This window comes from Staphylococcus argenteus (assembly GCF_000236925.1).
GTDB lineage: Bacteria > Bacillota > Bacilli > Staphylococcales > Staphylococcaceae > Staphylococcus > Staphylococcus argenteus.
Map to the genome: position 1 here is coordinate 1,140,815 of NC_016941.1, position 13,692 is coordinate 1,154,506.

Below are 13,692 nucleotides of genomic sequence, written 5' to 3' on the forward strand. Positions count from 1 at the left end.
TTTGATATTGTCTATGTTTATAGTTCACAAGCCATTCAACGTATTGTAAACTAAAGATAGTGTATTTTTTAATAGTAATTTGTCAGGAGGTGCCTATCTATGGAAGAACATTACTACGTAAGTATTGATATTGGATCATCAAGCGTAAAAACAATAGTAGGCGAGAAATTTCACAATGGTATAAATGTGATAGGTACAGGACAAACCTACACGAGCGGTATAAAAAATGGTTTAATTGATGATTTTGATATTGCGCGTCAAGCAATCAAAGACACAATTAAAAAGGCATCAATCGCTTCGGGTGTAGATATTAAAGAAGTTTTCCTGAAGTTACCTATCATTGGAACGGAAGTTTATGATGAATCAAATGAAATCGACTTTTATGAGGATACAGAAATCAACGGTTCACATATCGAAAAAGTTTTAGAAGGTATTAGAGAAAAGAATGATGTGCAAGAAACAGAAGTAATAAATGTGTTCCCTATACGTTTTATAGTCGATAAAGAAAATGAGGTTTCAGACCCTAAAGAATTAATTGCCAGACATTCATTAAAGGTTGAAGCAGGCGTAATTGCTATTCAAAAATCAATTTTAATTAATATGATTAAATGTGTTGAAGCTTGTGGTGTAGATGTATTAGATGTTTATTCTGATGCTTATAACTATGGTTCAATCCTAACAGCTACTGAAAAAGAGTTGGGTGCATGTGTAATTGACATTGGTGAAGATGTTACGCAAGTTGCTTTTTATGAACGTGGTGAATTAGTTGATGCTGATTCGATTGAAATGGCTGGACGCGATATTACAGATGATATTGCACAAGGTTTAAATACATCTTATGAAACAGCTGAAAAGGTTAAACATCAATACGGTCATGCATTTTATGATTCTGCTTCAGATCAAGATATATTTACTGTTGAACAGGTTGATAGTGATGAAACAGTGCAGTATACTCAAAAAGACTTAAGTGACTTTATTGAAGCACGTGTTGAAGAAATATTCTTTGAAGTTTTTGATGTTTTACAAGAATTAGGATTAACTAAAGTAAATGGTGGATTTATTGTTACTGGTGGGTCAGCAAATTTACTTGGCGTAAAAGAATTATTATCTGATATGGTGAGTGAAAAAGTTAGAATTCATACACCATCTCAAATGGGAATTAGAAAACCTGAATTTTCTTCAGCAATTTCTACAATTTCTAGTAGTATCGCTTTTGATGAGTTATTAGATTATGTTACAATTAATTATCATGATAATGAAGAAACTGAAGAAGATGTTATTGATGTGAAAGACAAAGATAACGAATCTAAATTAGGCGGATTTGATTGGTTTAAACGTAAAACGAACAAAAAAGATACTCATGAAAATGAAGTAGAAACAACAGATGAAGAAATTTATCAATCAGAAGATAATCATCAGGAACATAAACAGAATCATGAACATGTTCAAGACAAAGATAAAGAAGAAAGTAAATTCAAAAAACTAATGAAATCTCTATTTGAATGATTATTGGCCAATAAAACTAGGAGGAAATTTAAATGTTAGAATTTGAACAAGGATTTAATCATTTAGCGACTTTAAAGGTCATTGGTGTAGGTGGTGGCGGTAATAACGCTGTAAACCGAATGATTGACCACGGAATGAATAATGTTGAATTTATCGCTATCAACACAGACGGTCAAGCTTTAAACTTATCTAAAGCTGAATCAAAAATCCAAATCGGTGAGAAATTAACACGTGGTTTAGGTGCAGGTGCTAATCCTGAAATTGGTAAAAAAGCTGCTGAAGAATCTCGCGAGCAAATTGAAGATGCAATTCAAGGTGCAGATATGGTATTCGTTACTTCTGGTATGGGTGGCGGAACTGGTACTGGTGCGGCACCAGTTGTAGCTAAAATTGCAAAAGAGATGGGTGCATTAACAGTAGGTGTTGTAACTCGCCCGTTCAGCTTTGAAGGACGTAAACGTCAAACTCAAGCTGCTGCTGGAGTAGAAGCTATGAAAGCTGCTGTAGATACATTAATCGTAATTCCAAACGACCGTTTATTAGACATCGTTGACAAATCTACACCTATGATGGAAGCATTTAAAGAGGCTGACAATGTGTTACGCCAAGGTGTACAAGGTATTTCAGATTTAATCGCTGTTTCTGGTGAAGTTAACTTAGACTTTGCAGATGTTAAGACAATCATGTCAAACCAAGGCTCAGCATTAATGGGTATCGGTGTATCATCTGGTGAAAACAGAGCAGTAGAAGCTGCTAAAAAAGCAATTTCTTCTCCATTACTTGAAACATCTATCGTTGGTGCGCAAGGTGTGCTTATGAACATTACTGGTGGCGAATCATTGTCATTATTCGAAGCACAAGAAGCTGCTGACATCGTTCAAGACGCTGCTGATGAAGATGTAAACATGATCTTCGGTACAGTAATCAATCCTGAATTACAAGATGAAATTGTAGTTACAGTTATCGCAACTGGCTTTGATGACAAACCAACTTCACATAGTCGTAAATCAGGTAGCACAGGATTTGGAACTAGCGTAAGCAGTTCAAGTGCTTCTACTTCTAAAGAAGATTCATTTACTTCAAATTCTTCAAATGCGCAAGCGTCTGAAAGTGTAAGTGAAAGATCACATACAACTAAAGAAGATGATATTCCTAGCTTCATTAGAAATAGAGAAGAAAGACGTTCAAGAAGAACTAGACGTTAATTGATATATATACACAAAATAATTCAACACAAATCATCAGATAAGTTATCTGATGATTTTTTTACTACATTTAAAAAATCATGATGTGTTATGTAAGAAGTTCATTGTACCTTTTAAAATTAGTTTGAAATTCCAATGTAACGATGAAATATTATTTGCACAACATTTTAATTTTAAACATAAATGTTATATTATATAATTATTAAACTTTACGCAGTTATACGAAGATAATTTTATGAAATGATGGTGACAATCGATTGAATGATAAATTTAAAAAACAACCGCATCATTTAATATTTGAAGATTTATTGCAAGAAGGTATTACATTGGGTATTACAACAAGAAATAATGGATTAAGTAATTATCCGGAAAATGCGTTTAATATGGCGCGTTATATTGATGACAGTTCTAACAATATTACACAGCATCAAATTCAACTAGCCGAAGAAATTGGATTTGATAGAGCTGAATGGGTATTTCCAATACAAACCCATGAAAATAAAGTTGCACACATAACTAAAGATGATCGAGGAACGAACATTGAGAAGTTAACCAATCAGCTTCATGGTGTAGATGCAATGTTTACTTATGATGACAATGTATTATTAACTATGTGTTATGCAGATTGTGTTCCAGTATATTTTTATAGTCCGAAACATCATTTTATAGCATTAGCACATGCGGGTTGGCGTGGCACATATACCAAAATTGTAAAAGAAGTACTTGATCAAGTAGATTTTGACTTGGAAGATTTACATGTAGTTATAGGTCCAGCTACTTCTTCGAGTTATGAAATCAATGATGATATTAAAAATAAATTTAAAACACTACCAATCAATAGTTCAAAGTATATTGAAACAAGAGGACAAGACCGTCATGGTATCGATTTAAAAAAAGCAAATGCAGAATTATTAACTTATTATGGTGTTCCTAATGAAAATATTTACACAACAGCTTATGCTACATCAGAGCATTTAAACTTATTTTTCTCGTATAGAGTGGAAAAAGGACAAACTGGACGCATGTTAGCATTTATTGGACAACTGAAGCAATAAGGAGGAAATTGGCTTGCGTGTAGAAGAAAACTTACAACAAATTGCAACACAAATTAATGACAAAATTGAAAAAAATAATTTTTCAACAAAACCAAACGTGATTGCAGTCACAAAATATGTTACAATAGAGCGAGCTAAAGAAGCATATGAGGCTGGAATAAGACACTTTGGAGAGAATAGATTGGAAGGCTTTTTTCAAAAGAAAGAGTCTCTACCAAAAGATGCAGTAATTCATTTTATTGGATCATTGCAATCTCGAAAAGTTAAAGATGTCATAAATGACGTTGACTATTTTCATGCTTTAGATCGATTGAGCTTAGCCAAAGAAATTAATAAACGTGCAGAACATAAAATTAGATGTTTCTTGCAAGTGAACGTTTCAGGAGAAGTTTCTAAACATGGTATTGCTTTAGAAGATGTAGATCAGTTTATTCATGATCTTAAAGAATATGACAAAATTGAAATTGTAGGTTTAATGACGATGGCTCCATTGACAGACGATGGTGCATATATTAAATCGTTATTTAAGAATTTACGCTTAAAAAAAGAACAAATACAACGACTCAATTTAGATTATGCACCTTGCAATGAATTATCAATGGGAATGAGTAATGATTACCTTATTGCAGTTGAAGAAGGTGCCACGTTTGTTAGAATTGGGACTAAACTTGTAGGAGAAGAGGAGTGAGCCACTTGGCTTTAAAAGATTTATTTAGTGGATTTTTTGTAATAGATGATGAAGAGGAAGTAGAAGTACCTGAAAAACAACAACAGGTAAATGAAGCGCCACCAAAAGAGCAGTCACAGCAAACAACAAAACAAAACGCAATCAAATCAGTCCCTCAAAAATCTGCATCAAGATATACAACAACGTCAGAAGAAAGGAATTCTCGTATGCCTAATTATTCAAAAAATAATTCACGTAATGTTGTAACTATGAACAATGCTACACCAAACAATGCATCTCAAGAAAGCTCAAAAATGTGTTTATTCGAACCACGTGTATTTTCAGACACACAAGATATTGCTGATGAACTTAAAAATCGTCGTGCAACACTTGTAAATCTACAACGCATTGATAAAGTGTCAGCGAAAAGAATTATTGACTTTTTAAGTGGTACAGTATATGCGATTGGTGGAGATATCCAACGTGTAGGTACTGATATTTTCTTATGTACACCTGATAATGTGGAAGTAGCTGGAAGCATTACAGACCATATTGAAAATATGGAACATTCATTCGACTAAGGAGTTAACATATGGATATTAATGTGCTAGCTACAATATTTAAATTTATCCTTTTTGTTGTCGAAATCTACTATTTCGGCATGATTATTTATTTCTTTACATCTTGGGTTCCAAGTATTAGAGAAACAAAGGTTGGATATTTTTTAGCGAAGATATATGAGCCTTTTTTACAACCATTTAGAAAAATAATTCCACCTATTGGAATTATCGATATATCATCAATCGCAGCAATTATCGTTTTAGTATTATTCCAAAGAGGATTACTACAAATTTTTAATTGGATTTTAATACAATTACAATAGATTATGCGAGATAACGAGGCAAGGGTATTTCATACTTAAGCCTCGTTTTTGATATGTGTTTTTGTAATATTTAGTACAATTTACGATATTGAACAAATTTATTTAAGGTAGTGATTAACATAGATATTTATCAACACTTTAGACAGGAAGAATATGAGTTAATTGACTTATTGACGGATAAATGTGCACAAGCAGAGCAACATTACGCGCCAGTTTTAACTCATTTTTTAGATCCAAGAGGTCAATACATATTAGAAGTAATATGTGGCAGCTATGATGATTTGAAAGTTTCATTTAATGGTGGTCCTTTTGCCGAAAGAAAAAGAGCGATTATTTCACCGAGTTATTTTGAACCGAAAGAAAGTGACTTTGAGTTATCATTAATTGAAATCAATTATCCTGAAAAATTTGTAACTTTAAAGCATCAACATATTTTAGGAACTTTGATGTCGTTAGGTATTGAACGTGAACAAGTGGGAGATATTATTGTAGGTGAAGGCATTCAATTTGTTTTGACAAGTAGATTGGAATCATTTATTATGTTAGAATTACAACGTATTAAAGGCGCATCAGTTAAACTTAATACTATTCCATTAACAGATATGATACAATCTAATGAGAATTGGAAAATTGAAAGTGCGACAGTTAGCTCTTTACGATTAGACGTTGTTATTAAAGAGATGATACGTAAATCACGTACGATTGCTAAACAGTTAATCGATAAAAAGCGTGTTAAAGTGAATCATACTATTGTAGATTCAGCAGATTTTCAATTACAAGCAAATGATTTAATATCCATCCAAGGGTTTGGTAGAGCACACATTACTGACTTAGGTGGTAAAACTAAAAAAGATAAAACGCACATTACCTATAGAACATTATTCAAATAGTAATGATTTAAGGAGGATAACAAATGCCTTTTACACCAAATGAAATTAAGAATAAAGAGTTTACACGTGTAAAGAACGGTCTAGAGCCAACTGAAGTTGCTAACTTTTTAGAGCAACTAAGCACAGAAATTGAACGTCTTAAAGAAGATAAAAAACAACTTGAAAAAGTAGTCGAAGAGAGAGATACTAATATTAAGTCTTATCAAGAGGTGCATCAATCTGTAAGTGATGCTTTAGTGCAGGCTCAAAAAGCTGGCGAAGAAACAAAGCAAGCTGCAGAAAAACAAGCTGAAGCAATTATTGCTAGAGCACAAACTCAAGCTGATCAAATGGTTGGAGATGCTGTTGAAAAAGCACGTCGTTTAGCTTTCCAAACTGAAGATATGAAACGCCAGTCTAAAGTATTTAGATCACGTTTCCGTATGCTAGTAGAAGCACAATTAGACTTATTAAAGAATGAAGACTGGGATTATTTATTGAATTATGATTTAGATGCAGAACAAGTGACACTTGAAAACATCCATCATTTACATGAAAATGATTTGAAACCGGATGAAGCGGCAGCAGCAAATGCACAAAATAGTGAAACAAGTTCTTCAGAAAATAATTCACTAGCAAATACGAATGATTCAGAATCAACAAAATAATAATTAACTAAAGACAGACACGTAATATACATTTAACTTTTCACAGCGAATTAGGTAACGGTGAGAGCCTAGTAAAAGCATGTATGTTATATCACTGACTTTTTAATATTTAAATATTGTAATGAGAGAACTCTAAGTTGAGTTAATAAGGGTGGTACCGCGAGACAATCGTCCCTTTTAATTTAACTTAGAGTTTTTTAATTTTTTAAGGAGTGAACAAAATGGATTACAAAGAAACGTTATTAATGCCTAAAACAGATTTCCCAATGCGAGGTGGTTTACCTAATAAAGAACCACAAATCCAAGAAAAATGGGATGCAGAAGATCAATACCACAAAGCGTTAGAAAAAAATAAAGGTAATGAAACATTTATTTTACATGATGGACCTCCATACGCGAATGGTAACTTGCATATGGGACATGCCTTGAACAAAATTTTAAAAGACTTTATTGTACGTTACAAAACTATGCAAGGATTTTACGCGCCTTATGTGCCAGGTTGGGATACACATGGTTTACCAATTGAACAAGCTTTAACGAAAAAGGGTGTTGACCGCAAAAAGATGTCAACAGCTGAGTTCCGTGAAAAATGTAAGGAGTTTGCTTTAGAGCAAATTGAATTACAGAAAAAAGACTTCAGACGTTTAGGTGTTCGTGGTGACTTTAATGATCCATATATTACATTAAAGCCTGAATATGAAGCTGCACAAATTCGTATTTTCGGTGAGATGGCTGATAAAGGCTTAATTTATAAAGGTAAAAAGCCAGTATACTGGTCTCCATCTAGTGAGTCTTCATTAGCAGAAGCTGAAATTGAATATCATGATAAACGCTCTGCATCAATCTATGTTGCGTTTGATGTAAAAGATGACAAAGGTATCGTTGACTCAGATGCTAAATTCATTATTTGGACGACAACACCTTGGACTATTCCATCAAATGTTGCTATCACTGTACATCCGGAATTAAAATACGGTCAATATAATGTTGATGGTCAAAAATACATCGTTGCAGAAGCATTGTCTGATGCCGTAGCAGAAGCGTTAGGCTGGGATAAAGATTCAATCAAATTAGAGAAAGAATTTTCAGGAAAAGAATTAGAGTATGTTGTAGCACAACATCCATTCTTAGATAGAGAATCATTAGTAATTAATGGTGAACATGTTACTACAGATGCCGGTACAGGTTGTGTACACACAGCACCAGGACACGGGGAAGATGACTATATTGTAGGTCAAAAATATGAATTGCCTGTTATTAGTCCAATTGATGATAAAGGTGTCTTCACTGAAGAAGGTGGCCAATTTGAAGGTATGTTTTATGATAAAGCAAATAAAGCCGTTACGGATTTATTAACTGAAAAAGGTGCTTTATTAAAATTAGACTTTATTACACATAGCTACCCTCATGACTGGAGAACGAAAAAGCCGGTTATTTTCCGTGCAACACCACAATGGTTTGCATCAATTAGTAAAGTTAGAAAAGATATTTTAGATGCAATCGAAAGCACAAACTTCAAAGTAAATTGGGGTAAAACACGTATTTATAATATGGTACGTGACCGTGGTGAATGGGTGATTTCACGTCAACGTGTTTGGGGCGTACCTTTACCAGTATTCTATGCTGAAAATGGCGATATTATCATGACAAAAGAAACAGTGAATCATGTAGCTGATTTGTTTGCTGAACACGGTTCAAATATTTGGTTTGAAAGAGAAGCGAAAGACTTGCTACCTGAAGGGTTTACACATCCTGGTAGTCCTAATGGTACGTTTACAAAAGAAACAGATATTATGGATGTTTGGTTCGATTCAGGCTCATCACATCGTGGTGTATTAGAAACGAGACCTGAATTAAGATTCCCGGCAGATATGTATCTTGAAGGTAGTGACCAATATCGTGGTTGGTTTAACTCATCAATTACAACTGCTGTTGCTACGAGAGGCGTTTCTCCTTATAAATTCTTGCTTTCACATGGGTTTGTTATGGATGGAGAAGGTAAGAAAATGAGTAAATCTTTAGGAAATGTTATTGTTCCTGACCAAGTCGTTAAACAAAAAGGTGCAGATATTGCCAGACTTTGGGTAAGTAGTACTGACTATTTAGCTGACGTTAGAATTTCTGATGATATTTTAAAACAAACATCTGATGTTTATCGTAAAATAAGAAATACACTAAGATTTATGTTAGGTAATATCAATGATTTCAACCCTGAAACTGATAGTGTTCCAGAGTCTGAATTATTAGAAGTTGATCGCTACTTGTTAAATCGTTTACGCGAGTTCACTGCAAGTACGATTAACAACTATGAAAACTTTGACTATTTAAACATTTATCAAGAAGTACAAAACTTCATCAATGTTGAGTTAAGTAACTTCTACTTAGATTATGGTAAAGATATTTTATATATCGAACAACGAGATTCTCACATTCGTCGTAGTATGCAAACTGTGTTATACCAAATTTTAGTAGATATGACGAAGTTGTTGGCACCTATTTTAGTGCATACAGCTGAAGAAGTTTGGTCACATACACCGCATGTAAAAGAAGAAAGTGTCCACTTAGCTGACATGCCTAAAGTTGTCGAAGTTGATCAAGCGTTATTAGATAAATGGCGTACATTTATGAATTTACGTGATGATGTAAACCGTGCGTTAGAAACTGCACGTAATGAAAAAGTTATTGGTAAATCATTAGAAGCTAAAGTTACGATTGCAAGCAACGATAAATTTAATGCATCAGAATTCTTAACTTCATTTGATGCATTACATCAATTATTTATCGTGTCACAAGTCAAAGTTGTTGATAAGTTAGATCAAGCAACAAACTACGAGCATGGCGACATTGTTATTGAACATGCAGATGGTGAAAAATGTGAAAGATGTTGGAACTATTCAGAGGACCTTGGTGCTGTTGGAGAATTAACGCATCTATGTCCACGTTGTCAAGAAGTAGTAAAGTCACTTGTATAAATTAAAATGACTGATTAATTCGTTAGCATAATATAAATTAAAACTCTCTTCATTAATATGTTGCAGTTTTTGTTGACATGTTGAAGAGAGTTTTTTGATTGCATTCAAATTTATATAATATTGCTTAGTCGCATTTTAATAGAATATCAAGCTATCAGAGTAGAGATATATTGAATTGCGTCGATTTAAAATGCTTAATGGTTGCTATTCGTATCTTTGTTAGCGATAATATTTTAAATATAAGGCATTAAAAAGATTGATTTTGATAGGAGAAAGTATAATGTATCATAACTATAATGCGCACTTTGTAAATGGCATTACTTTAAATGTTAAAGACAAAAAAGAACTAAAACCATTTTATGAAGATGTACTCGGATTGAATATTATCAATGAAACATTGACGTCGATACAATATGAAGTTGGGCAATCCAATCATGTGATAACATTAGTTGAAGTGCAAGATGGACGTGAACCTTTAATGTCAGAAGCTGGTTTATTTCATATAGCAATTAAACTTCCTAAAATTGGCGACTTAGCCGATTTATTAATACATTTAAGCGAATATGATATTTCGGTTAATGGGGGAATTCAACCTGCTTCGTTATCATTATTCTTCGAAGACCCTGAAGGAAATGGTTTTAAATTTTACGTGGATAAAGATGAGGAACAATGGATTAGGGAAAATGAGTTGGTAAAAGTAGACATTAGACCGCTAAATGTTCCGAGGTTAGTTAGTCACGCTACAAAATCATTATGGCTAGGAATTCCTGATGAGGCAATTATTGGAGCATTACATATAAAAACAATCCACATTACAGAAGTTAAAGATTATTATCTCAATTATTTTGGTTTGAAAGAATCAGCAATTATGGATGATTATTCGTTATTTTTAGCATCTAATGGATATTATCAACATTTAGCTATGAACGATTGGGTCTCTGCAACTAAACGTATTGAAAATTTTGATACATATGGTTTAGCAATCGTAGATTTTCATTACCCAGAAACAACACATTTAAATTTGCAAGGTCCAGATGGCATTTACTATCGTTTTAATCAAATAGAAGTCATCGATTAGTGAATGCAGTTATAAATAGACTAACTGTTTATTAAAGTTAAAAATGAGATGTATCATTGTAATAAAGAAGTCACAGTGAATTTTATTTTATTGAGATAGAATTCACTGTTTTTATTGAATTTTTAATTAGTGATTTAAAAATATTTATCAAATCAAGACACATATCTACTGAAATTGAACGATTATAAATTTATAGATTTATGAGAATTGAATTGATATCATTTTTTTATTGTAATATGCTTACTTTTTTTATTAGCATGTGTAGGCTATAATATAAAGAGTTGTCTTATGGACGATTGATTGGAGGAACGAGAATGAACAAAAAATATTTTATTGGCACTTCCATTTTAATAGCATTATTTGTCATAATATTTGACCAAGTTACCAAGTATATTGTTGCTACAAGTATGAAAATAGGAGATTCATTTGAAGTTATACCGAATTTTTTAAATATTACATCACATCGAAATAATGGTGCGGCATGGGGAATATTGAGTGGTAAAATGATGTTTTTCTACATTATTACTATTATTATTTTAATCGCGCTAGTATATTTTTATATCAAAGATGCTCAATATCATTTGTTTATGCAAATTGCAATTAGTTTACTTTTTGCTGGTGCATTAGGGAATTTTATCGATAGAGTATTAACAGGTGAAGTTGTAGACTTTATAGATACAAATATTTTTGGTTATGATTTTCCAATTTTTAATATCGCTGATTCTAGTTTGACGATAGGTGTTGTATTAATAATTATTGCACTACTAAAAGATACTTCCAATAAAAAGGAGAAGGAGGTTAAATAATGGAAACATTTGAATTTAACATTACAGAAAAAGAACAGACTGGTATGCGTATTGATAAACTATTACCGGAATTAAATAGTGATTGGTCACGTAATCAAATACAAGACTGGATTAAAGCAGGGTTAGTTGTAGCTAATGATAAAGTTGTAAAATCTAATTATAAAGTAAAGCTAAATGATCGAATTGTTGTCACTGAAAAAGAAATTGTAGAAGCTGACATTCTGCCTGAAAATTTAAATTTAGATATTTATTATGAAGATGATGACGTTGCTGTAGTTTATAAACCAAAAGGTATGGTAGTTCACCCATCACCGGGTCATTATACTAATACTTTAGTAAATGGTTTAATGTACCAAATTAAAAACTTATCTGGCATCAATGGTGAGATACGTCCAGGTATTGTACACCGTATTGATATGGATACTTCAGGTTTATTGATGGTTGCTAAAAATGACATTGCACATCGTGGTCTAGTAGAGCAATTAATGGACAAATCGGTTAAAAGAAAATATATTGCTTTAGTTCATGGTAATATTCCGCATGATTACGGAACAATCGATGCGCCAATTGGTAGAAATAAAAATGACCGTCAATCAATGGCAGTTGTTGATGATGGTAAAGAAGCAGTGACGCATTTTAACGTGTTAGAGCATTTTAAAGATTATACTTTAGTTGAATGTCAACTTGAAACCGGACGTACACACCAAATCCGTGTTCATATGAAATATATTGGATTCCCTTTAGTAGGTGATCCAAAGTACGGTCCGAAGAAGACTTTAGATATTGGCGGACAAGCATTACATGCTGGACTGATTGGATTTACACATCCTGTAACAGGAGAATATATTGAAAAGCAAGCTGATTTGCCACAAGATTTTGAAGATTTATTAGAGACAATACGAAAAAGAGATGCATAATTTTAAAGTTTAATAATAACTATAACTATATTATGTAAACCTTAAAAGTTAGTTAATTTTTCTCTTTCAAAATGAAATGAGTGTCTCTTATTTGAAAAATTTATAGCGATTAACATTTTACGTATTTCAGGTTAATTTTTTAATATAGATTGACAAAATAGCTAATTAGTATTATTCTTATAACAGTTTAAGTACAGCATAAATGAGTCTTTAAATGAGCGTCCAGAGAGACGTCAAAGACATGATATAAATAGATATATACTGAAATGAACATTACCACCTATAAATCAATAAGCGATTTAATGCAATTTGAGCGTATTATTAAAAGTTAGGTGATTGTATATACTAAACCTCATGTCGATTTAAAGACGTGAGGTTTTTTGTTTCTAAATTTTGAAAGGGTGAGAATATGTCTGAGCGTATCATTATGGATGATGCAGCAATACAACGTACAGTAACGAGAATCGCTCATGAAATTTTGGAGTATAACAAAGGTACTGACAATTTAATTCTTTTGGGTATTAAAACGAGAGGTGAATATTTAGCGAATCGTATACAAGATAAAATTCACCAAATCGAACAACAACGTATACCTACTGGCACAATTGATATTACATATTTTAGAGATGATATTGAGCATATGTCATCACAAACGTCAAAAGATGCAATTGAAATCGATACTGACATTACAAATAAAGTTGTCATAATCATTGATGATGTACTTTATACTGGTCGTACGGTTCGCGCTTCACTAGACGCTATTTTATTAAACGCTAGACCAATTAAAATTGGATTAGCCGCATTGGTTGATCGAGGACATCGAGAATTACCAATTCGAGCAGATTTTGTTGGTAAAAATATACCTACTTCTAAAGAGGAAACGGTAAGTGTCTATTTAGAAGAAATGGATCAAAGAAATGCAGTTATAATTAAATAATAACCCCTTTTAATTCAGTACGAGAGACTGAGAAAGGTGAGGGATAAAAAAGAAAGTAAGCTTTGTAATGCTTATTTATCAAGTATACCCTCATATATGACAACTACAAGACGACTTTCATATGAATGT

The 13,692-nt window shown here is 32.6% G+C and carries 13 protein-coding genes; all 13 read left to right on the forward strand.

Translation table 11 applies throughout. From position 1 onward, the window contains the following. Positions 1-99 precede the first annotated feature (99 nt). The 13 genes from ftsA (at position 100) to pyrR (ending at position 13,563) form a co-directional block, all read left to right on the forward strand. Positions 100-1,506: a cell division protein FtsA gene (gene ftsA, locus SAMSHR1132_RS05385; RefSeq protein WP_000391035.1), complete on the forward strand. Its 1,407-nt coding sequence runs from the start codon at positions 100-102 to the stop codon at positions 1,504-1,506. Between the two features lie 32 nt (positions 1,507-1,538). Beyond that, the gene (gene ftsZ / locus SAMSHR1132_RS05390) at positions 1,539-2,711 is read left to right on the forward strand and encodes a cell division protein FtsZ (protein WP_000888998.1); all 1,173 of its coding nucleotides are present in this window, start codon (positions 1,539-1,541) and stop codon (positions 2,709-2,711) included. Positions 2,712-2,968: 257 nt separating this feature from the next. Next, on the forward strand, positions 2,969-3,766 hold the full coding sequence (gene pgeF / locus SAMSHR1132_RS05395; protein WP_000998201.1) for a peptidoglycan editing factor PgeF: 798 nt from the start codon (positions 2,969-2,971) through the stop codon (positions 3,764-3,766). 13 nt (positions 3,767-3,779) lie between these two features. Further along, positions 3,780-4,454 carry a YggS family pyridoxal phosphate-dependent enzyme gene (locus SAMSHR1132_RS05400; protein WP_001261890.1) on the forward strand — a complete coding sequence of 225 codons (675 nt, stop codon included), beginning with the start codon at positions 3,780-3,782 and terminating at the stop codon, positions 4,452-4,454. Continuing rightward, positions 4,451-5,014: a cell division protein SepF gene (locus tag SAMSHR1132_RS05405; RefSeq protein WP_000018610.1), complete on the forward strand. Its 564-nt coding sequence runs from the start codon at positions 4,451-4,453 to the stop codon at positions 5,012-5,014. The genes SAMSHR1132_RS05400 and SAMSHR1132_RS05405 overlap by 4 nt, the downstream gene beginning before the upstream one ends. 11 nt (positions 5,015-5,025) lie before the next feature. After that, positions 5,026-5,316 carry a YggT family protein gene (locus SAMSHR1132_RS05410; protein ID WP_000354111.1) on the forward strand — a complete coding sequence of 97 codons (291 nt, stop codon included), beginning with the start codon at positions 5,026-5,028 and terminating at the stop codon, positions 5,314-5,316. Between the two features lie 110 nt (positions 5,317-5,426). Continuing rightward, the gene (locus SAMSHR1132_RS05415) at positions 5,427-6,206 is read left to right on the forward strand and encodes a YlmH family RNA-binding protein (RefSeq protein ID WP_014373820.1); all 780 of its coding nucleotides are present in this window, start codon (positions 5,427-5,429) and stop codon (positions 6,204-6,206) included. Positions 6,207-6,229: 23 nt separating this feature from the next. Further along, positions 6,230-6,853 (forward strand): DivIVA domain-containing protein, encoded by a 624-nt coding sequence (locus tag SAMSHR1132_RS05420; protein WP_001117074.1) that lies wholly within the window; start codon positions 6,230-6,232, stop codon positions 6,851-6,853. Between the two features lie 221 nt (positions 6,854-7,074). Then, complete coding sequence (ileS, locus tag SAMSHR1132_RS05425) at positions 7,075-9,825, forward strand: isoleucine--tRNA ligase (protein WP_000384675.1); 2,751 nt, start codon at positions 7,075-7,077, stop codon at positions 9,823-9,825. 280 nt (positions 9,826-10,105) lie between these two features. Continuing rightward, complete coding sequence (locus SAMSHR1132_RS05430) at positions 10,106-10,903, forward strand: VOC family protein (RefSeq protein ID WP_000274858.1); 798 nt, start codon at positions 10,106-10,108, stop codon at positions 10,901-10,903. A 314-nt stretch (positions 10,904-11,217) separates the two neighbouring features. Continuing rightward, the gene (lspA, locus tag SAMSHR1132_RS05435) at positions 11,218-11,709 is read left to right on the forward strand and encodes a signal peptidase II (protein WP_001037022.1); all 492 of its coding nucleotides are present in this window, start codon (positions 11,218-11,220) and stop codon (positions 11,707-11,709) included. Continuing rightward, positions 11,709-12,626 carry an RluA family pseudouridine synthase gene (locus SAMSHR1132_RS05440; protein ID WP_000447216.1) on the forward strand — a complete coding sequence of 306 codons (918 nt, stop codon included), beginning with the start codon at positions 11,709-11,711 and terminating at the stop codon, positions 12,624-12,626. The genes lspA and SAMSHR1132_RS05440 overlap by 1 nt, the downstream gene beginning before the upstream one ends. 409 nt (positions 12,627-13,035) lie before the next feature. After that, positions 13,036-13,563 carry a bifunctional pyr operon transcriptional regulator/uracil phosphoribosyltransferase PyrR gene (gene pyrR / locus SAMSHR1132_RS05445; protein WP_000003875.1) on the forward strand — a complete coding sequence of 176 codons (528 nt, stop codon included), beginning with the start codon at positions 13,036-13,038 and terminating at the stop codon, positions 13,561-13,563. Positions 13,564-13,692 lie beyond the last annotated feature (129 nt).